This window comes from Peribacillus suis (assembly GCF_059384845.1).
Window position 1 is genome coordinate 4147090 of the sequence record NZ_CM182019.1, and the last position, 21509, is coordinate 4168598.

At 42.1% G+C, this 21509-nt stretch carries 20 protein-coding genes; 7 read left to right on the forward strand and 13 right to left on the reverse strand.

Features of this window, described 5'->3' with window-relative positions; translation table 11 throughout:
- Positions 1 to 60: 60 nt before the first annotated feature.
- Positions 61 to 1287 carry a sensor histidine kinase gene (locus AC503W_RS20305; RefSeq protein WP_402955027.1) on the reverse strand — a complete coding sequence of 409 codons (1227 nt, stop codon included), beginning with the start codon at positions 1285 to 1287 and terminating at the stop codon, positions 61 to 63.
- An 11-nt stretch (positions 1288 to 1298) separates the two neighbouring features.
- Positions 1299 to 1970, reverse strand: a complete 672-nt coding sequence (locus AC503W_RS20310; protein ID WP_494917421.1) for a response regulator transcription factor — start codon at positions 1968 to 1970, stop codon at positions 1299 to 1301.
- Positions 1971 to 2325: 355 nt separating this feature from the next.
- Here AC503W_RS20310 and AC503W_RS20315 point away from each other — a divergent pair, with 355 nt between their 5' ends.
- Positions 2326 to 2652 (forward strand): DUF485 domain-containing protein, encoded by a 327-nt coding sequence (locus tag AC503W_RS20315; protein WP_407408680.1) that lies wholly within the window; start codon positions 2326 to 2328, stop codon positions 2650 to 2652.
- A 7-nt stretch (positions 2653 to 2659) separates the two neighbouring features.
- On the forward strand, positions 2660 to 4195 hold the full coding sequence (locus tag AC503W_RS20320) for a solute symporter family protein (RefSeq protein WP_402870058.1): 1536 nt from the start codon (positions 2660 to 2662) through the stop codon (positions 4193 to 4195).
- A gap of 66 nt (positions 4196 to 4261) precedes the next feature.
- On the opposite strand, the gene AC503W_RS20325 is transcribed toward AC503W_RS20320, so the two are convergent.
- Together AC503W_RS20325 and AC503W_RS20330 are read right to left on the reverse strand one after the other, a co-directional pair.
- On the reverse strand, positions 4262 to 4714 hold the full coding sequence (locus AC503W_RS20325) for a threonine/serine exporter family protein (RefSeq protein ID WP_402870056.1): 453 nt from the start codon (positions 4712 to 4714) through the stop codon (positions 4262 to 4264).
- Between the two features lie 18 nt (positions 4715 to 4732).
- Positions 4733 to 5488 carry a threonine/serine exporter family protein gene (locus AC503W_RS20330; protein ID WP_402991159.1) on the reverse strand — a complete coding sequence of 252 codons (756 nt, stop codon included), beginning with the start codon at positions 5486 to 5488 and terminating at the stop codon, positions 4733 to 4735.
- Between the two features lie 618 nt (positions 5489 to 6106).
- Here AC503W_RS20330 and AC503W_RS20335 point away from each other — a divergent pair.
- Complete coding sequence (locus AC503W_RS20335) at positions 6107 to 7375, forward strand: dicarboxylate/amino acid:cation symporter (protein ID WP_402870052.1); 1269 nt, start codon at positions 6107 to 6109, stop codon at positions 7373 to 7375.
- Positions 7376 to 7516: 141 nt separating this feature from the next.
- Positions 7517 to 8194: a lysoplasmalogenase gene (locus AC503W_RS20340; protein ID WP_494915598.1), complete on the forward strand. Its 678-nt coding sequence runs from the start codon at positions 7517 to 7519 to the stop codon at positions 8192 to 8194.
- 74 nt (positions 8195 to 8268) lie between these two features.
- Here AC503W_RS20340 and AC503W_RS20345 read toward each other — a convergent pair whose 3' ends face one another.
- From AC503W_RS20345 to gltC, 3 genes are all read right to left on the reverse strand, one after another.
- Complete coding sequence (locus AC503W_RS20345) at positions 8269 to 9468, reverse strand: class I SAM-dependent rRNA methyltransferase (RefSeq protein ID WP_402955030.1); 1200 nt, start codon at positions 9466 to 9468, stop codon at positions 8269 to 8271.
- A 111-nt stretch (positions 9469 to 9579) separates the two neighbouring features.
- A complete protein-coding gene (locus tag AC503W_RS20350) occupies positions 9580 to 10572 on the reverse strand; it encodes a PTS sugar transporter subunit IIC (RefSeq protein ID WP_402871292.1) in 993 nt (330 codons plus the stop codon).
- Between the two features lie 482 nt (positions 10573 to 11054).
- Complete coding sequence (gene gltC / locus AC503W_RS20355; protein ID WP_402870044.1) at positions 11055 to 11957, reverse strand: glutamate biosynthesis transcriptional regulator GltC; 903 nt, start codon at positions 11955 to 11957, stop codon at positions 11055 to 11057.
- 163 nt (positions 11958 to 12120) lie between these two features.
- Here gltC and gdhA point away from each other — a divergent pair, with 163 nt between their 5' ends.
- Positions 12121 to 13503 carry an NADP-specific glutamate dehydrogenase gene (gene gdhA / locus AC503W_RS20360; protein WP_402870042.1) on the forward strand — a complete coding sequence of 461 codons (1383 nt, stop codon included), beginning with the start codon at positions 12121 to 12123 and terminating at the stop codon, positions 13501 to 13503.
- Between the two features lie 111 nt (positions 13504 to 13614).
- Here gdhA and rbsB read toward each other — a convergent pair whose 3' ends face one another.
- From rbsB to AC503W_RS20390, 6 genes are read right to left on the reverse strand one after another with little or no spacing between them, the layout of a single operon-like run.
- Positions 13615 to 14535, reverse strand: coding sequence for a ribose ABC transporter substrate-binding protein RbsB (gene rbsB / locus AC503W_RS20365; protein WP_402955033.1), 921 nt, complete (start codon positions 14533 to 14535; stop codon positions 13615 to 13617).
- Positions 14536 to 14551: 16 nt separating this feature from the next.
- A complete protein-coding gene (locus AC503W_RS20370) occupies positions 14552 to 15496 on the reverse strand; it encodes an ABC transporter permease (RefSeq protein WP_494915606.1) in 945 nt (314 codons plus the stop codon).
- A gap of 1 nt (position 15497) precedes the next feature.
- Positions 15498 to 16979, reverse strand: coding sequence for a sugar ABC transporter ATP-binding protein (locus AC503W_RS20375; protein WP_494915608.1), 1482 nt, complete (start codon positions 16977 to 16979; stop codon positions 15498 to 15500).
- Positions 16980 to 16997: 18 nt separating this feature from the next.
- On the reverse strand, positions 16998 to 17390 hold the full coding sequence (gene rbsD / locus AC503W_RS20380) for a D-ribose pyranase (RefSeq protein WP_402870030.1): 393 nt from the start codon (positions 17388 to 17390) through the stop codon (positions 16998 to 17000).
- Complete coding sequence (gene rbsK / locus AC503W_RS20385; RefSeq protein ID WP_494915610.1) at positions 17387 to 18271, reverse strand: ribokinase; 885 nt, start codon at positions 18269 to 18271, stop codon at positions 17387 to 17389. The genes rbsD and rbsK overlap by 4 nt, the downstream gene beginning before the upstream one ends.
- A complete protein-coding gene (locus AC503W_RS20390) occupies positions 18268 to 19251 on the reverse strand; it encodes a LacI family DNA-binding transcriptional regulator (protein ID WP_494915612.1) in 984 nt (327 codons plus the stop codon). Before AC503W_RS20390 ends, rbsK begins: the two co-directional genes overlap by 4 nt.
- 298 nt (positions 19252 to 19549) lie before the next feature.
- On the opposite strand from AC503W_RS20390, the gene AC503W_RS20395 reads away from it, so the two are divergent.
- Complete coding sequence (locus AC503W_RS20395) at positions 19550 to 19735, forward strand: hypothetical protein (RefSeq protein WP_494915613.1); 186 nt, start codon at positions 19550 to 19552, stop codon at positions 19733 to 19735.
- A 299-nt stretch (positions 19736 to 20034) separates the two neighbouring features.
- Positions 20035 to 21492, forward strand: a complete 1458-nt coding sequence (locus tag AC503W_RS20400) for an alpha-amylase (RefSeq protein ID WP_402870020.1) — start codon at positions 20035 to 20037, stop codon at positions 21490 to 21492.
- Positions 21493 to 21509: the final 17 nt, after the last annotated feature.

The window sequence follows — 21509 nt, forward strand, 5'->3', positions numbered from 1 at the left end:
TAAAAAAGACCCTTAACTTTCCCTTAAGATAAAAGGGGAAATTAGAGCCTATCTTTTTATTTATATCTTTGGTTTTTTGGGAAAGGTAATTTCGAAACGCGTGCGTTTTCTCTCTTCACTCGTCACTTTAATAATCCCTTGATGCATTTGGACAATCCACTTGGCAATAGAGAGACCAAGCCCTGACCCTTCGTTTAAGGAACGGGATTGTTCCACTTGATAAAATCGATCAAAGATTTTCGATAGTTCCTCTTGAGGAATCCCCTTCCCATCATCTTCTACAGATAGAATGATGGACGAAGCGCTCTTGACGCAGGTTATCGAAATCTTCCCGCCTTTTTCCGTAAACTTCAATGCATTATCCACTAATATCACCAATAATTGATGAATTCTTTCTTTGTCACCAAAAAACTCAACCTGCTCCGGTACTAAGCTAACCATTGTTTTATTCTGAAAAGAAGCTATATCAATATACTGTTCAACAACTTCGCTAATGACTTCATCTAAGAAAAACTTTCCTTTTGTAACCTCCACTTGATTGGAATCCGTTCGTGTCAAGGTTAAAAGGTTTGTAACTAACTTATTCAAACGTCGCACTTCTTTGGAAATGATCGATATATCAACCGCTTTTTCCTCGATTGTCGCGGAAGGTGATTGAAACAACAAATCAGCTTTCGATTGAATGACAGCAAGAGGTGTCCTGATTTCATGGGAAGCATCGGAAACGAACTGCTGCTGTTGCTCCCATGATTTTTTTATCGGGATGAGGGCCCTCCCCGCTAAAAGGTACCCAGCTCCAATGGCCAAAAGGCTTCCAATCCCTCCACCCATGAGCAATATGAGCAATAAGCGATTGAGCATAGCTTTTTCCGAATCTACATTCCGAATGAATTGCCACGTCATTTTTCCGTATTCTGTTTCTACCTGTGTGGAAACCGCCCGGTATGTAGCACCATCGACGGAAATTTCTTCAATCTCATCAAACGTTTTCGGGAAAAACTCTGGTTCATTGACCTTGAAGAAACTGTTTTCGTTTAACCTTGGCTCAATGATTGTTTCATTCGGACCCCAAACGATCACACTCGGACCTGGGCCTAACTGAAATTCACCTGGGGGACGAATTCCCCCCGGCATTCCCCCAATCCTTTGCTCACGTAAGGAGTCATTCACTTCTTTATAAATCTGATTTTCCGTATAGAAATAAATCGTTCTGCTTAATATCGCAATAAGAACTATGAAGACGATTGAATTCAATAATGTCAACTGAAGCCTCGTTTTTTGAAACATACTATTCTCCCTTAAGGTTGTTTTAACATATAGCCAATTCCTCGGATAGTCTGTATGTCCTTATGGTATTGAAAGGGTTCCAATTTCTTTCTTAAATGGTGCACAAACACTTCAACGATTGCGATCGTCGTATCGGAGTCAAACCCCCAGATGCGGTCAAAAATCTGTTCACGGGTAAGGATTTTTCCTTTGTTTTGAATGAGGTATTCGAGCAATTCATATTGCTTCAGCGTTAGTCTTACCGCCTCACCCTCTACCAAAATACCCTTTTCCTTCTCCAACAATTGAATTCCTCGGTACTTCCAACCTTGCTCAAGCGAAAGAATTCCACTCCTACGCAGAAGAGCCCGTATTCTTGCCTTAAGCTCGGCTGCCTGAAATGGTTTGACCAAGTAATCATCCCCTCCAAGTTCCAGGCCCTTTACCCGATCCTCCAGGGAATCTTTTGCGGTTAAAAATAAAACACTCGTATCAATTTTGGCATTCCTCATGTGGCGGATAATCTCGAATCCATCCATACCTGGAAGCATTACATCCAAAAGAATGATATCGTATATACGTTGCTGGGCCAAAAAAAGCCCATCTTCCCCGTTATCAGCTGTATCCACTTCATATTCATCCTCTAAAATTTGCCTCATTGACTCTAATAATGAAGCATTATCCTCTACCACTAATACCTTCATCAAAAGGCTCCCTCCCGACAAAATTCTCCTGTAAATATATTGTAATCCTACCCCTTTATATATATAAAAGAAAACCTGACAACATCAGCCTGCTTTTTTAAAGATGTATGATGAAATCAGTATTACGAAAGAAGCTTAACTTTTCCTTAATGATGGCTGCCTTTATATGTAACAAATGAACGAAGATTTCTTTTCTACGCTTTACTAAATTCTATGTCGAACAAAAAAAGGGGATTTTTTTAAAATTAAATTTACAAAATATTCTAATGAATATATACTGAGAGTGTTATCGGGCTCCACTAGGTAAATTATCTTGATTTATAAAGGGGGAACCACATTGCCATCAAATGAATCAATGGCTGAAGATCAAAAAGTAAGCGCTTCCACAAATTACACCGAAATTGTCCAATCACCATCATTTCAAGATCTCCTTAGAAAAAAACGTAAGTTCATCGTTCCACTTTCCATCTTTTTCATGGTCTTTTATTTCTCCTTACCCATTCTCACTTCCTATTCTACAGTCCTGAATTCAAATGCTTTCGGCGCTATCAGTTGGGCCTGGGTGCTTGCCTTCGCACAATTCATCATGACATGGACCCTATGTGTGCTTTACTCCAAAAAGGCTGCAACTTTCGACAAGCTTGTCGAACATATTATAAAAGAAGCGAAAGGAAGGGGGTGAAGAGGGCATGAATGTACTTGCTTTTGTCTTATTTCTTCTCATAGTCGGTCTAACCTTGGTCATAACCTTCTTTGCCTCACGCCGCACCAAAACGACAGCTGACTTCTATACGGCGGATAGCAGTCTAACCGGTTGGCAAAATGGCTGGGCAATAGCCGGGGACTATATGTCCGCCGCTTCATTTCTGGGAATTGCGGGGATGGTCGCACTCTCTGGATTCGATGGGTTCTTCTATAGCATCGGTTTTCTAGTCGCTTACCTCGTCGTACTCTATATTGTAGCCGAGCCCCTTCGTAATCTTGGGAAATACACTCTTGCCGACATGATTGCTGCACGCTTCAACGAAAAGAAGGTACGCGGCGTGGCTGCTTTAAATACGATTTCCATTTCTACCTTTTATATGATTGCCCAACTTGTCGGTGCAGGCGCCCTCATAAAATTATTACTTGGAATCGATTACTTATACTCCGTTATCATTGTTGGGGTTTTAATGACCGTATACGTCGTATTTGGTGGGATGACCGCAACTAGCTGGGTGCAAATCGTCAAAGCCGTTTTATTGATGGCCGGGACATTCATCATCTCCATTATCGTACTGGCAAAATTCGACTTCAGTGTGTTGGAGATGTTCCGGCAGATGAAAACAGCCACTCCTCTCGGAGGTGATTTCCTGAACCCAGGAAACAAGTTTAAAGATCCATTGGACACTTTATCACTCAATCTGGCCCTCGTGCTAGGAACGGCTGGACTTCCGCATATACTCATTCGATTCTTTACAGTGAAAGATGCCATCACTGCGCGAAAGTCCGTGGTCTATGCTACATGGATCATTGGAATTTTCTATATCATGACCATATTCCTTGGATTCGGGGCAGCAGCCTTCGTAGGGTATGACAAAATCGTTGGAGCGAATTCTGCTGGCAATATGGCTGCTCCCTTGCTTGCTGAAGCCCTAGGCGGAGATTTCCTTTTCGCCTTTGTATCAGCCGTTGCTTTTGCTACCATCTTAGCGGTTGTGGCCGGTCTTGTTCTATCTGCCGCCTCCGCCTTTGCCCATGATTTTTATGGTCATATCATTCGTAAAGGTGAAGCCACTGATAAAGAACAAGTCGTAGCCGCTCGTTGGGCATCCATCGGGGTGTCCATCCTTTCCATCATCCTTGCTCTATTTGCCCAAAATATGAATGTTGCCTTCCTTGTATCCCTTGCCTTTGCCGTTGCCGCTAGCGCCAATCTTCCCATCATTCTCTTTACGGTATTCTGGAAACGCTTCAACACAGCCGGAGCAGTCACAGGCATGCTTGTCGGCCTAATCAGCTCCCTGTTGCTCGTGTTCTTAAGCCCGAATGTCTGGTCTCCGGATGGGAATGCCATCTTTGTAGGGAATCCGCTCTTTCCTCTTGAAAATCCAGGAATCATCTCCATCCCGATTGGCTTTATCGCTGCAATCGTAGGAACCTTGTTGTCCAGTAAAAAAGCGGATGCCAAGAAATATGATGAAATATTAGTCAAGGCTAATACGGGGATGAAGGATTCAATTTAACCCAAATAGGAAAAGAGGGGGATCATTTTTCCCCTCTTTTCCTATTTGGTAACATTCCAGCTATTTCTATATCTTATTTAGCCTCTTTAATTTTCTTTTATTGTATTTATTCACTAACTGATTCATAACCTCAGCAAAAATCAAACCCATGGCAATCGCCCCTGCTAGCATAAATGCTTTTGCTGCCAGCTGGACGGCCATATTGAAATCATTTTCCACAAAATGCTTCATCGCATCATAGGATAGTCCCCCAGGCACGAGTGGGATAATCCCTGACACATTAAAGATTGTAATCGGTGTTTTATACCTCTTCGCAAAATATTGGCTGATAACTGCTACGAGGAATGCCGCTGCCAATGTAGCAGCAATGCTATTTATCTCATTTTCGACCAGATAATAATAGAGAAACCAACCTACCATTCCAACCGTACCACATTGAATCAACGATTTTTTTGGCACATTGAAAATGACTCCAAATGCAGCAGAGGCAATAAAACTTGTAATTAACTGTGCAATCATTTTTCTACCTCCCCAACATCATAGGAAAACAAAGGCAACCGCAATCCCAGTACCAATGGCCAAGGCGGTCAAACCTGCATCTGCTCCTTTGGACAGCCCTGAAACTAAATGCCCTGCAATTAAATCCCTTGCTGCATTCGTAATTAATAATCCCGGCACAAGTGGCATCACGGCTCCAATAATGATCTTATCCAACTGACTACCCAAACCGAATTGCACAAATAACATAGCGGCCATGCCCACAACTAACGAAGCGATAAACTCGGCAAAAAAACGGACCTCCAATAACCAATGCAAATACAGCAGGCAAGAAAACCCTAACCCTCCGGCGATACACGACCAGATAAAATCACTCCACTGTCCTTGGAACATAATTAAAAAACAACCACTTGATATGAAGGCTGCAAAAATCTGTACCCACACGGAATACCCCATGCCTTCCTTTTCTATTTCCTTCAGACGGGAATAAGCTTGCCGTGGCGTCATTTCCCGACTTGATATGCTACGGGAAATGCTGTTCACTAACGTCACCTTGTGTAAATCAGTGGACCTTTGGGAAACCCTGATTAGCTTAGAGGCGGGGTGTTCTCCATCCAAGGAGAAGATAATTCCTGTCGGCGTTGAAAAGCTATGCGATTCATCACAACCAAAAGCGGCCGCTATCCTAACCATCGTATCTTCCACCCTGGAGGTTTCCGCGCCGTTTTGGAGCATGATTTTCCCTGCAAGCAAACAAACATCTATAATTTCATTCGTCTGAAACTGACTTTCCATCTTATCCTCTCCATTACTTCCTATATAGGAAATGCTTGCTTTATAAGTAAAAACTAACCCTTCCAAATTCATTCCATGATAGCCTAATTTTCGAAAAAAGGATATAGCTAACCCTTCCTAAATAAGCCGATTATTCTAACATATCGCTCCCTATTATTTATATTCCTCATTACGCTAATCGACGGGTACCCCCTTTTCCACCTAGTAACCTCATCAAGCCTTCTACATCCTGAAAGGGCTGGTTCTTAAAGACTGGAATCCCACTAAACTTTCAACTGCCCCAACATCCACGGTACTTGGTAACAGGCATATCCGCCTCGTTGGCCAATTGAACATGTCTCTTATTTCAGTAATTTTATCGGATTCACCTTTTCTAATCCCTCATGGTCAACCAAATTGCCCCCTAGTCCTACCGATTTTTTCAAAGATTCTGATATTAATTGTTGCATAACACATGAGAGATTTCTCAAATGCAAACTGCTAACTCACCGCACTATTTTTATCTGATTATTCTTTTAACTAAACTTCCTTTAATTAATTATTGTCAAACTACGCTCTAAAGTTGATAATTGAGCGTGTAATTATTGTTAGCCACATCCTGAAAGGAAGGAATATTTCATGAAAAGCTTCTTTAAAAACTATCGATCCTCTTTAATATTGCTGACGGCAATTATTATTGGCGGTATAGCTGGTCTGATATTTGGAGAGAAGACCTCCATCATCCAGCCGCTGGGGGACTTATTTCTAAATTTAATGTTCACAATAATTGTGCCACTGGTATTTTTCAGTATCTCTTCGGCCATCGCCAATATGAATGGGATGAATCGTCTAGGGAAAATCATGGGCAGCATCGTCTTCGTTTTCTTAGCAACAGCTGCGCTGGCTGCCGTAATTGGCTTCGTTGGGACAACTATCATCAATCCATTGGAAGGCACAGATACCACTGCGATTAAAGAACTAATGGAAAATGGTGGTTCACAGGAGCCTGTTGAGGAGGTTTCATTACTTAGCCAGCTCGTTCAAACGGTTACGGTCTCCGACTTTCCCGAACTGTTCTCAAGAAGCAATATGCTACAGTTAATTGTCTTCTCTGTTTTAATTGGACTTTCCACCGCATTAGTCGGCGAAAAAGCCAAACCGATTACTGTGTTTTTATCAGCTGGTACGGCTGTGATGATGAAAGTCGTTAAAATTGTCATGTATTATGCACCGATTGGTCTAGGCGCTTACTTCGCTTCCATCATCGGTCAGCTTGGACCACAAATTTTAGAAGGTTATGCACGTACATTCGTTCTTTATCTCATTTTGACCGTGATCTATTATTTTGGGTTCTTCACTCTATATGCCTTTCTTGCTGGTGGCAAAGAGGGTATTAAATTGTTCTGGAAAAACGCATTCACGCCTTCCATTACAGCCATCGCTACCTGCTCGAGTGCGGCTTCGATTCCAGTCAACTTGGAATACGTCCGAAAAATGGGTGTACCAAAGGATATTGCCGAAACAATCATCCCACTTGGAGCCAACACACATAAAGATGGTTCTGTATTTGGTGGTGTCTTGAAGATTGTTTTCCTTTTCACCCTATTCGGCAAAGATATGACGAGTATTTCCAGCATTCTAAGCATCCTTGCCGTGGCCTTTTTAGTCGGTGCGGTCATGGGCGCCATTCCTGGAGGTGGCATGATTGGGGAAATGTTGATTCTAAGCGTGTTTGGCTTCCCTATCGAAGTCTTACCAATTATTGCTGTCATCTCTACCATTATCGATGCACCCGCTACACTTCTAAACTCAACAGGGAATACCGTGTGCGCTATGCTTGTCACACGGCTTGTCGAGGGTAAGAACTGGGTAAAACAGGCCTTTGTAAAAGAGGATCCTACTATATAAGCTTCGTATGAAATAGACTCCAAGAGATTTGGAGTCTATTTTTTTATTCCTTAATTATCTTCTAACAAGTTTTCAGCAGAAAAGGATTTTCCCTTCCTTAAATCGAATTAAAGGAGAAAGAACGCGAGGAGGGATAGAATATTGAATAAGTGGCTGCCTGCTGGAATTCTTATCATGGGCTTACTCTATATATTTTTCATACCTGAAGAACCGTTAGCTATAAAGATTCTATTCAAGATTATCCCCATGATATTGATCCTGTTTTATGCCTACACCAAAAATATGGATCGTATGACCCGCTATCAACAACTTGTATTACTTGGTCTATTCTTTTGCATGCTAGGTGACGGCTTATTAATCTGGTTTGTTATTGGCCTAACGGCTTTCTTGATTGGACACATCTTCTATATTGCCGCATTCTTGAACCAGTGGAATTTTTCATGGCTGCGCATGGCAAGCATTCTTCCCATTGGGGTCTATTCCACTTGGATTGGCCGGGAAATAGTCCTTTCTTTGACTGAGAAGGGGGAGAGCAGTTTGATCATTCCCGTCATTTGCTATATAACCGTGATTTCCATCATGGGCTGGACCGCATTCATGACTGGGAAGGCTGCCGCCATTATCGGTGGTGTGCTGTTTGTCATTTCAGACTCCATTTTATCCTGGAATAAATTCGTCGAAGATATTACCTTTGCCGGTCCCCTGATCATGCTTACCTACTATACAGCTCAATTCTTCATCGCTTCTAGCATTCGGCCAAAATATGCTTATCCTTCATTGATAAACAGAAAGTATGATGAACCGACTATATACGACTAATTTCATTCCTATTCGATACATAAAAAAGGTATGCACAGTCTTATTCCAGACCGTTGCATACCTACATAGGGATTTCATCCTTTGATTTTCTTGATAAATGCCACTTTTAAATAATTGCCCTCTTTGAAGTTCGAATTTGTTCTAAAATCGGTGGGGAGCGTGAACTCTTCCATCAATTCATATTTTCCATTCATTTCTCTAAATGCCGCGTCAATGAAGCTTTTGAATTTTTTCATATCAAAGGTGCTACAGTTCGTAGATGCAATAATCACTCCATTGTCCTCTGTAATGGCAATAGCATCTTTCAATAAGTTCGTATAGTCTTTACCAGCACTAAAGGTAAACTTCTTTGATTTGGCAAAACTCGGCGGATCCAGGATGACTATATCAAATTTCAGAGCTTTCTTCATCGCATACTTAAAGTAATTAAATACATCCATTACGACGATGTTCTGCGCTTCTGGATCAATTCCATTCACGTTAAATTGTTCAGTCGTTTTAGGCAAACTGCGGTTAGCCAAGTCCACACTTGTCGTTTTAATGGCACCGCCTAAAGCTGCAAATACAGAGAAGGCACCGGTGTAAGAGAACATATTCAAGACAGTTTTCCCTTTTGCATACTTATCCCTGATGGTCCTTCTAACATCACGTTGATCGAGGAAAACGCCTACCATTGCTCCATCGTTCAGGTAAACCGCAAATTGAACACCATTTTCCTTGACGATAAGTGGAAATTCCGGCTGCACACCCATGACAAAGTCATCTTCCTCTACATATTGTCCCTTTGTATCAAAGCGTTTCTTCTGATAGATGGATTTGACATTGACCGTATTCTGCAAGGCTTTAATAATATAGTCTTTAAATGAATAGATTCCCTTGCTATACCAGTTGATGACATAGTTGCCCTCGTAGTGATCAATGATTATCCCACCAACTCCATCTCCCTCACCATTGAAGAAGCGGAATGCCGTCGTTTCGTTATCTTTGAAGAAAGGCTTTCGATAGTCATAAGCAGCCTGGATTTTTTGATTGAAAAACTCCTGGTCAATGTTTTCGCCCTCTTTGTGCGTCAACACCCATCCATAGCCTTTATTCTGTCTTCCATAATAGCCCTTGGCAAGAAAGCGATTGTTTTCGTCGACCAATCGCAACAAGCATCCTTCTTCCTGAAGGTCATTGAGGTTGCCAATCGCCTCCTTGGCAATCAGAGGATAGCCTTTTGCGATTTTACTTACGAATTTAGTTTTAACTTTTACATCTATTTCTTTTATCAAATATATCATCCTATCTTTGGTATTGCTTTCCTCCCCATTTTACCCTAATCCCCACATAAATAAAAACCAGCTTGGTTCCCTGACCAAGCTGGTTTCTAAAACTCTATCGATTCATGAGATTTTCAAGTGAAGGTCCCCGGCATGGGCTTTCCCCATCACTTTCAAGGCCCGGTGTAAAACGATGGTAATTAAGGCAGGCAGCACCATCCCTACTGCCACATAGATAAGAAACGTATACAACCCTTGACCCGTCAGTACGGCAATCGGAGCGATTAAGGAGCTTAGCCCCATTCCTCCAAGCTCATAAGACACTTGAAAATCAAAGACCATCGTGGCAATTGGAGCACAGACAATAGCTGCCACGAATGGCGGAATGACGTATAACGGATTCTTTATTAAGTTGGGAAATTGAACCTTTGGAGTCACGACCATCTGGGCTAGAAAACCGCCCATATCATTATCTTTATAAGACATAACAGTAAAGCCAACAAACTGAACAGTGCACCCAATTAACGCTGCCGCACTAGAAACGGGATCCAACTGGAGCGCAATTGCTAAAGCAGCGGAAGAAGCCGGTGTCATCAATAAAATGCTAAAGACTAACGCAATGACCATGGAACCAATTAAAGGAGAACCGGAAACAGCGGCGGTAATTTGACCGCTTAACCAAGTCAGTAACGGTGTCGTAACAAGCGCAAGTCCATAACCTGACACCCCTCCGACAAGGACAGCAGCCAACGGGATGGCCATGATATCCAACTTGGTTTTCCCTATCAAACGTTTACCGACATACGTGGCAATCAATGCAGCCAGAACAGCACTGATCGGCTGACCGGTGACAATCGTAAAAGCCCCCTCTGCCGTTCGGTTAATTGCAGCTCCACCGACCGCACTTGAAGCCATCGCACTAAAGATGACCAACGAATTACCCCCGAGTTGGTATGCTATTCCAGCTCCTAAAGCTGGTGCCAACAAGACCTTAGTAGCCCCGCCGATTGCAAGGAAGACTTCCCAGTCTAAATACCCTCCTATTGATTCAAACAATAAACCGATCCCTAATGTTACCAATACAGCATTGGCGATTCCCGTTGAAGCCTTATACATTCGTTCTGTGATGTATTCTTTTCTGCTCACTGGATTCCACTCCTATTTTTTAAATATTCTAATATTAAATATCAAATAAAAAACTGACTACGCTAAGCCTATATAAAAGGTAGAATATACCCCAAACTATCCATCGTAAGATAGAGGTTAGACAATTAATTTTCTCCTTCATTAATTGAGCTTGTTCGTATAGTAACACGAATATTCTGAAAATGTAAACAGGATTTATATTCTAATAAAATAAAAACGCTTACAAAAAGGAATGATTTCTTCATTTAGCACTAACCATTTCGCTTCCACTTATTATCTTCATGACTATTTGGCACAAGGTTTATGGTTAAATTATCCATATAATCAATCCCTTCACTCCTCCGATTCCTTAGTTATTTTACTATAATAGACGATTTTTTCTTTCCTAACAAAAAAGAGAACCACTTTACAGCGGATTCTCCTTCTTTAGGTTTATGTCCTTACCTTTCCTACTATTGAAAGCCTTCAAGGGTAGCAAAGGTTTCTCTAAGAAATTTATAAAATAACTTTTCCGTTGGCATTAATTCTCTTTCAGTAGGAATGATAACACCAACTGCACGTGTTACGGAAGGTTCCTCTAAAGGCAATCTCACCGTGAAGCGAGGCAGGCTATCAATCAAAGAAATTTCAGGTATCAGCGTGACGCCAAGCCCGGCTGCCACCAACCCTTTAATAGCATCGGTGTCTTTCCCTTCGAAGGCAACCTCCGGCTCAAAGCCGTTAAGCTTACACGCCTTCATGACCAGTTCCCGCAGAACATATCCCTTAGGGTAGACAATGAATGGGTTTCCCTGTAATTCATTTAACTTGATGGACTTCCTCTTTGCCAATGGATGATTTTCCGATAGAAGGGCAACTAGCTGTTCAATAAATAACGTTTCTCCATGAATTTTCTTCTCATTGGGTGGTAACGGACCGATCAAGGCCATATTGATATTTCCTTTTATTACAGAATCTATTAAGTAGCGATAGGATCCTTGTTTTAATGTGAATTTAGCTTGCGGGTATATTTCCCTGAAGTCAGAAATGACCTTTGGCAATATATAGGAAGCTAAACTACTCGGAAAACCGATCCGAATCGTTCCCTTTTCCGGATCCAAGCTTTCAGCCATCTCCCGTTTTGCCCGTTCAATCATGTCGACTGCCTTCTGCATATGTATGAGAAAGGTATTTCCTATGGGGGTCAGCTTGATTTTCCGTCCTTCACGGATAAATAACTGCACACCCAGTTCTTCTTCTAAATTATATATTTGACGACTAACCGCAGATTGGGCCACATGCAACGCCACGGCTGCTTCAGTCATATGTTCTCGTTTTGCCACTTCAATGAAGTACTCGATTTGTCTTAATTCCAATGTTGGTTCCTTCTTTCATATCAAAACAGCATGTAATTTATCTAATATTCAGATTGTTCTTTTAGAATTTAAATTATATCATGAAACTATCACATAAGAACCCATCGATAATACTACTTATAATTATTTTACTAAATAACAAAAAAAAGGGAGCTAAATGAAGATGATAACATCCCAAGAAATCCAGCAAGATGAATTGCAAGTTGCAAAAGAATACGTAAGCGACGTATATGCAAAAGTGAAAGAACGCAATCCCCACGAAAGTGAATTCCAACAAGCTGTAAAGGAAATCTTCCTTTCGTTGGTACCGGTATTTGCACAACATCCGGATTATATGAAAAACGGGATACTAGAGCGGATCGTTGAACCAGAGAGAATGATCACCTTCCGTGTCCCTTGGGTCGATGACCTAGGTAATGTACACGTGAATCGAGGTTTCCGCGTACAATTCAATAACGCAATCGGACCCTATAAAGGCGGCCTACGTTTCCATCCAACGGTAAATGCAAGCATCATCAAGTTTCTAGGATTTGAACAAATCTTTAAAAACTCTTTAACAGGTCAACCGATCGGCGGAGGTAAAGGTGGCGCCGACTTTGATCCAAAAGGAAAATCAGATGGTGAAATCATGCGTTTCTGCCAAAGCTTCATGTCAGAACTTGGATTACATATAGGACCAGACACCGACGTACCGGCTGGGGATATCGGAGTGGGAGCCAGAGAGATCGGGTATCTGTTCGGTCAGTATAAGAAAATGCAGGGAAGCTACCATGCCGGCGTTTTAACCGGTAAAGGCATTAGTTACGGAGGCAGTCTAGCACGTACAGAAGCAACCGGCTATGGAACGGTTTACTTCGTTGAAGAAATGCTAAAAGATAAAGGACTACAATTCAACGGCAGTACTGTTGTCATCTCGGGATCTGGTAATGTTTCCATCTATGCGATTGAAAAAGCAACACAATTAGGTGCCAGAGTAGTCGCTTGCAGTGATTCCAATGGATACATTTATGATAAAAACGGTCTAAACCTAGATACGATTAAGCGACTAAAAGAAGTAGAACGGAAACGCCTATGTGATTATGTTAGTGTTCATCCTGAAGCGGAATACACTGAAGGCAGTTACGGAATTTGGTCTATCCCATGCGACATCGCCCTTCCTTGTGCAACACAGAATGAAATTGATGAAGATGCAGCAAAACTGCTGATCAAAAACAATGTAAAAGCGGTCGGCGAAGGTGCTAACATGCCTTCTACCCTTGAAGCGATTGACGTATTCCTTAACAATGGTGTCCTCTTTGGTCCAGCTAAAGCTGCCAATGCAGGTGGCGTAGCTGTTTCAGCCCTTGAAATGGCACAAAATAGTGCCAGAATGCCTTGGACGTTTGAAGAAGTCGACGAAAAACTGCATGGCATCATGAAAAATATTTACAAAAATAGTATAGAAGCAGCTGAAGCATATGGTGTTCCAGGCAACTTAGTTGTCGGTGCCAACATTGCAGGATTCCTTAAAGTAGCAGACGCTATGATGACTCAGGGAATACTCTAAGAGCTAGTGAAGGAGGCGGTCCAAATGGACCGCCTCCTCTTCATTGTAACATCCCACAACAAAGGAGAGTGCCGGACAAAATACCGGCACTCTCCTTTATTACATACACTTTTATTCCTTAGTCACTAGCTTCAATGGAACAGAAATCGTACTATCCACTTTTTCGCCTTTCAGGACTTTTTCAGCCGCATGAACTGCTTCTTCACCGATAAGGACCGGTTGTTGAGCAACGGTTGCTTGTAATTCACCGTTTTCAACCGCTTTTAGAGCATCCTCGTTTCCATCAAAACCAACGACAATGACGTCTTTTCCGGCCGCTTTGATTGCCTCTACTGCTCCTAATGCCATTTCATCATTATGAGCAAAGACCGCTTGGATGTCTTTTTTCCCTTGCAGGATGTTTTCCATAACGTTAAGCCCTTTTGTACGGTCAAATTCAGCCGTTTGGCTTGTCAGAACATCTAATTGCTCATCTGCGATGTTATGGAACCCTTTCCCCCGCTCACGCGTTGCAGATGCTCCAGAAACCCCTTCTAATTCCACAACTTTTGCCTGTTCTCCAAGTTGTTTAACAAGATATTCAGCCGCTGTCTCTCCGCCGGCTACATTATCTGAAGCAATGAACGTTTCAATGTCGCCTTCCTCGGAAGAACGGTCAATTGTTATGACGGGAATGCCCGCTTCATTAGCCGATTGAACCGCTGATGAAATCGCAGCCGAATCCGTAGGGTTGACGAGTAGTATATCGACGTTTTGAAGAATTAAATCTTCAATCCCGCTTATTTGCTTCGCTGTATCATCTTGTGCATCGACCACTGACACTTTCATGCCTTTTGCCTTTGCTTCTTTTTCAATCCCATCTTTCAACGCAACGAAGAAAGGATTATTTAACGTAGAAATGCTGACTCCAACCTTCACGTCTTTCATGGACTCTTTTATTTCTTTTTTATTATCGTTGAATCCCGATTCCATTGAACATGCTGCTAATACCACTAAAGACAGAACCATGAATAACGAAAGAACCTTTTTCATTTTGATACACCTCTACTTATGATTTTTTACGATCAAGTAAAACAGCAACCAATATAACTGCGCCCTTTACGACTTGCTGGTAGAAAGAGGACACATCAAGTAAATTCATTCCGTTGTTCAATGTACCGATAATCAAGACACCGACTAGCGTACCGAACATCCGGCCCTTTCCTCCTGATAGGCTTGTCCCGCCTAATACAACGGCAGCAATGGCATCCATTTCGTAGGATTGACCGGCAGTCGGCTGTGCTGAATTCAAACGAGATGTTAGAATAGCACCGGCAAGCGCTGCCATTGTGCCTGCAAGCCCATAAATAGCTACCTTGACCCGGTCCACTTTAATTCCAGAGATACGTGAAGCCTTCTCGTTTCCACCTATTGCATACGTCTTACGTCCAAATGATGTTTTATGGAGCAAGAACCAGAGAATGATGAAAGCGATGATCATCACAACCGCTGGAACAGGAATTCCAAAGAAATATCCCCTACCAAACAATTGGAACATCAAAGAGTCACCAATACCCGTAATCGGCTTACCATCTGTATACACAAGCGTTAATCCACGGAAAATGGTCATCGTTGCCAATGTGACAATGAAAGGCGCCATTTTTCCTTTCGAGATAAGAATCCCATTAATTACACCCATTATGGTACCTAATAAAACACCTACTAATATAGCTAAAATAGGGTCCAATCCTGAAACCATCATGCCAGCCATAAGTGCACTGGATAGAGCTAGAATGGAGCCGACCGACAGATCAATTCCGCCAGTCAAAATAATGAAGGTCATCCCAAACGCAATCAATGCATTAATGGAGGTTTGACGCAATAGATTCAAGATGTTACTCGGTTCCATGAATGATGGGTTTAAAACGGTTATTACGATAAATAAAAGAATCAAAGCAAGTAATGGACCAAATTTCTGCCAGATTCCAGTTTTCCCTGCAGCCTCAAGTTTCATCCTAGTTTCCTCCTGTTGCCAATGCCATAATTTTTTCTTGTGTTGCTTCCTTATTCTTCAATTCCCCGGCAATTTTACCTTCGTGTACAACAAGAACTCTGTCACTCATTCCCACAATTTCAGGAAGTTCTGATGAAACCATAATGATGGCGATGCCTCGTTCTGTTAATTCATTCATCAATTCATATATTTCACGTTTCGCTCCGACATCGATTCCCCTTGTCGGCTCATCCATGATCAACACTTTAGGAGAAGTTCCAATCCATTTGGCAATGACCACTTTTTGTTGATTTCCTCCAGACAAGTTGCCAATAATCGCTTCTGTAGACGATGTTTTCACGTGAAGACGCTTGACCATCATCTCCGCAAATTTTTTCTCATCAGCTGTCTTTACAATTCCATTAGGGGCAAAGCTCTTTAGGTTTGGAAGACCGATATTTTCGCGGATAGAAAAGTCCAGGATCAACCCTTCTTCTTTACGATTTTCCGTGATGAAGGCTAAACCATGCCGTACTGCATCTGTAGGTTTACGTATGGCTACCTTTTTACCCTCTATCTTTAACTCTCCACTACCTATTTGATCAATTCCGAAAATGGCACGCATGATTTCCGTTCTTCCTGCTCCCATTAACCCGGCTACACCCACAATTTCACCTTGACGGACAGCAAAATGAATATCTTCAAAGAGTCCCTTTTTAGTGAGTGCTTTCACTTCAAGTACCACTTCTCCAGGGGATGCCTCACGATGAGGGAAACGGTCCTCTAGCTCACGACCGACCATCTTCTGGACCACTTCATCAAAATTGGTATCTATGATTCTTTTGGTATCCACTGTTTTACCGTCACGCATGACTGTGATCCGGTCACAAATGGCAAAAATCTCTTCCATTCGATGAGAAATATAAACAAGTGATACTCCTTTTTTTATAAGGCCTTTCATCACTTCAAACAACTTCTCAATTTCCCGATCGGTCAAGGCGGCGGTTGGTTCATCCATGATGATGACCTCAGCATCCGTCATCAGCGCTTTAGCAATCTCTATCATCTGCTGTTCGCCAACCGAGCAAAGACCGGCTTCTTTATCAAAAGGAAGCGAAATATTAAGCGTCTTAAAAATCTCATTGGCTTTAGCCTTCATTTGTTTGTTTTTCAACACACCGAAAGCATTGACCATTTCCTTACCGATGAATAGGTTTTCTAATACCGTCATTTCTGGCCAGATATTCAACTCTTGTCGGATAAAGGCCAATCCTGCTTTTTCCGCTTCCTTCGAGTCCTTGAAGGAAACCTCTTTGCCATTGATTGTGATTGTTCCCTGGTCGTGTTTATGGAGTCCGGTCAAAATATTCATCAAGGTTGACTTTCCAGCTCCGTTTTCCCCCATAAGTGCGTGGACTTCCCCTGCCTCTAAAGAAAACTGTACGCCCTCTAATACCTTGTTCTGGCCAAATGCCTTATAGATATTACTCATTTCAATTTGCATACTTTTCACCTCATTTCGTTAAAAGAATACGCCAGACTGCAAAATGCAATTGGAATACGGCGTCGTTTCTCCGGTACGGATGACTGCCTTTGCTTTACGCGTCAACACTTTGAATTCCTCGTGGGAAATATAATCAATCGATTCTCCGAATTCTTGTTTCATGAAAAGATGCTGTTCTGGATTTTTTTCTATGATTTCATTAGCCGCGATTACCTTTTCAATAACCATATCGTCGTGAACGGCACGAACGACATCTTGAAAAGAAGGTGTTCCCGGTGTTAATGCTACATCTATTTTGAGCACTCCCTCTGGAACTGGCAGGCCTGCATCTCCAATGACGATATAATCTGTATGTCCAAGATCGACTAGTACCTTGGCGATTGAACTATTGATGATTCCATGACGCTTCATGAATTAAAGCTCCCTTCGACTTCTTCCCTTGTCGGCATACCGCCCTGTGCGCCAAACTTCGTTACTGAAATAGAGGCTGCTCGGTTAGCAAAGAGCAAACACTCTTCGAAACCTTTCCCTTCTGCAACAGCCACAGCAAATGCGGCATTAAACGTATCTCCGGCCCCTGTTGTATCGACTGCCTCGACCACGAAACTTGGAACCACTCTCTCTTGTTCCCCATCGAAATAGCGCACGCCGTCTTTCCCTTCTGTGATAAATAATTTATTAGGGTATTCGGCCAAAACTTCACTCCGATTCCTTCCCTTGAAAAGAATGTCGAATTCGTGCTCATTCGGGGTGATGAAGGATGAGCGCTGAATAACAAGCTCACTAATCTCACGTGCAGGTGCAGGGTTCAACAGTAATTTTTTCTGGAGCTTATCGCATAATTCAGCAAGAAATTCCACAGTTTCCTCCGGTATTTCTTGTTGAACCAGAACGATATCGCTCCCTTCTATAATTTTCATTGCCTTTTTGACATAATCGGGGGTGATGGAATCATTAGCACCTTTAACAACTATAATGCTATTATCTCCCTCTGAAAGCGTTATATGGGCAGTTCCGGAAGCTTCACCTGCAACCGGTTCCACATAATTGGTAAAAACACCGTTGTTTTTTAAATTTTCGAGGATAATTTCTCCATAGAAATCATCTCCTACACAACCGATCATCGTTACTTCAGCACCCAAACGGGCTGCTGCAACGGCTTGATTGGCTCCTTTTCCACCTGGCACTGTTACAAAGGAATCCCCAAGCACCGTTTCACCTGCGATCGGACGCTTAGGCGATGTAACGACTAAGTCCATGGAGGAACTTCCGACTACCGCTATTTTTATCATGACTCCGCCTTCTTTCTCGTAGTTAGTCTTTCAACAAATGTAACTGGAAGCTTTCTATGTGTCTCTTCTATTACTTCTTGATTGATTCTTTTAATCAATAACTCTGCTGCCTGTTTTCCCATCTCATAAGCTGGCTGCCGAATAGTCGACAGAGGCGGGTGTAATAATGCTGTGAAGGCAATATCATCGTACCCGATCAATTGGATGTCATCAGGGATTCGTTTTTCACTTTTTAAGATTTCCTGCAAGACCGCTGCCGCAACAATATCATTACAAGCAATGACCCCATCTGCTTGTGGATATTTTTCAAATAATTCTTGCGCACAGACCTGACCACCTTGAATGGTAAGCGGCGAGTCCACAACATGGAACTTCACCTTTGCAAGCCTTAACTCTTCCATTGCCGCTACATACCGGTCATACACAGGTTTTATTTCAACAGGACCCCTGATTAAAACGATGTCCTTACTTCCTCTATCTATCAATATTCGGGCCGCCAGTTGGCCACCCGCCCTTTGGTCGGAATAAACCGCGGGCAGTCCCTCTACCATCCGGTCCAGCAAGACGACGGGGATTTCCAGGTTGCTAAAACTTTCATTTCCTATCTCACTTGTAGAAGCAATCATTCCCACTACATTGTTTTGCAAAAAAGTATCTATATATTCCATTTCCTTACTTCTCTTCTCATCACTATTGCCAAAGATTAACCGATATCCATATTGTTGGAGATAATCTTCTACCCCCCTTGCCATCTCAGGAAAGAAGGGGTTCGTAATGTCAGGTAAAATAAGGCCTATCAATTTAGATTTACGTTTATAGAGGGATCTAGCCACTTCATTCGGCTTGTAATTCAATTTTTCCACAGCTAACATGACGGCTTTTCTTGTATCTTCATGTGCGTACCCGCTGTCATTTATCACTCTAGAAACCGTCGCTACGGAAAATCCTGCTTCCTTTGCAACATCCCGAATAGTCGCCAATACATTCACCTCAATGTGTTATCTGTAACCGTTTCCACATTAGCTTATCATCATTTTATATGAACGGCAAGTCCTATTATCTTAGCAATTAGTAGGTATAAATAACTAAAAAGTGTAACACAATCCACCATCCTTTAAAATTTACACTGATAAAATGTGATTACCTTTCTAAATCCTGTCCTAGGATGCATATCGATGATCTTTTTCTTTCGCTGTTTTCATAACAAACTCGTCGGTTTCTCACTCGATTGGGTGGGATATATGAATCATTTATGAACTGTGCGGTGCCGCTCCTAACATGGGAGATGGGGAAAATGGTATAGCCATGCAGCCTCCTGGTATGAATCGAGATTTGGATTCACGTGGTGGAATTAACAGCAGCTATTCCAAGGAAACCATCATTCTATCATCTGCCCTCCTTTTATTACTATTCGGTGCGATAGCCTTTGCTCTCTCCTTTAGACGCAGAGGAAGAAAGGGATAATCGTTTATAACTTCATCACAATCAGGTATCCCGAGTTTGGGATGCCTTTTTCCAAGTTGCAAACATACGACAATAGGGAGAAACCCAATCTCTATAACTTCGCCTTATTTTTTTTCAAGCCGAAACGCTATATCCATTTTTATTACAAGGTAGTAAAATAATAGGAGGATGAATTTTATTTTCATCTAAACATTTTCAGTTGTTTATTATTTTTCTATAAAGGGTAAAGATTTCCATTATCACTTTTCCGATCGTTCTATATGTATCTTGTCAAACGTGTCGGTGTCAGGGGGGAAAGAATGAAAAGAAATCATACGATGATGCAATTTTTCGAGTGGCATTTAGAAGCGGATGGAAAGCACTGGGAAAGATTGAAATACGCGGCCCTGAAATTGAAGGATACAGGAATTGACTGTATATGGCTTCCACCTGTTACAAAGGGCCAATCCCTAGAGGATAATGGGTATGGTATTTATGACGGGTACGATTTGGGTGAATTCGACCAAAAAGGAACCGTGCGTACAAAATACGGGACAAAGGAAGAATTGCATCAGGCGATTGCCGCCTGTCATAACTACGGGCTATGCGTATATATCGACCTGGTCATGAACCATAAAGCTGGGGCTGATGGCACTGAAAAGTTCGAAGTCATCGAAGTCAATCCAGAGAACAGGATGGAAGACATATCGGAACCATTTGAAATAGAGGGATGGACAACATTCGATTTTCCCGGACGTAATAATCAGTACTCCTCTTTTAAATGGGACCATACTCATTTTAATGGAACAGACTATGACGCCAAACATGACAAAATGGGCGTTTACCGGATAACAGGCGAAAATAAGCATTGGAGTAAGCATGTCATTAATGAATTTGGGAACTACGATTACCTGATGTTTGCCAACATTGACTACAGTCTTCCAGAAGTTCGGCAGGAGATGATCACCTGGGGAAAATGGATGGTCGACACATTGAAATGCGATGGTTTTCGTTTAGATGCTGTAAAGCACATTGATTATGAATTCATCAATGAATTTTTACAAGAACTCATCCCTTACACAAAGGAACATTTCTTTATGGTGGGTGAATTCTGGAAGGCAGACGTAAATGCCTGTCAAACTTTTTTAGACCAAACGAATCATGACCTCAACCTATTCGATGTTTCCTTGCATTATAAATTTCACGAAGCCTCAAAAGCAGGATCTGACTTCGATCTCTCAACCATCTTTGATCATACCCTCGTTCAAACTAATCCGGCACAAGCCGTCACTTTTGTCGATAATCATGACTCTCAGCCCCATGAATCACTTGAATCATGGGTTAAGGATTGGTTCAAACCCTCGGCATATGCCCTAATCCTGCTTAGACTTTGTGGTTACCCTTGTGTCTTTTATGGAGATTACTATGGAATTGGCGGTCCTTCCCCGGTTCCCGGTAAAAAAGACATTATCGACCGGCTCCTGCATGCAAGGTATGAAAAAGCCTATGGTGAGCAAAAGGATTATTTCGATGATCCCCATACAATCGGTTGGGTACGCCTAGGCGTAGAAGAGCTAGAAGGATCGGGATGTGCAGTCGTCGTCTCCAACAGCGATCAAAACAGTGAGAAAAGGATGTTTGTTGGCGAGCACCGCGCCGGTGAAATCTGGACCGACCTAACCTTCCATAGAGATGATCACATTACGATAGAGGAAGATGGGTATGCAACGTTTCCCGTTCATGGAAAAAGCGTATCCGTATGGGCACTCAATCAATAAGTGATTTGCCTCCTACA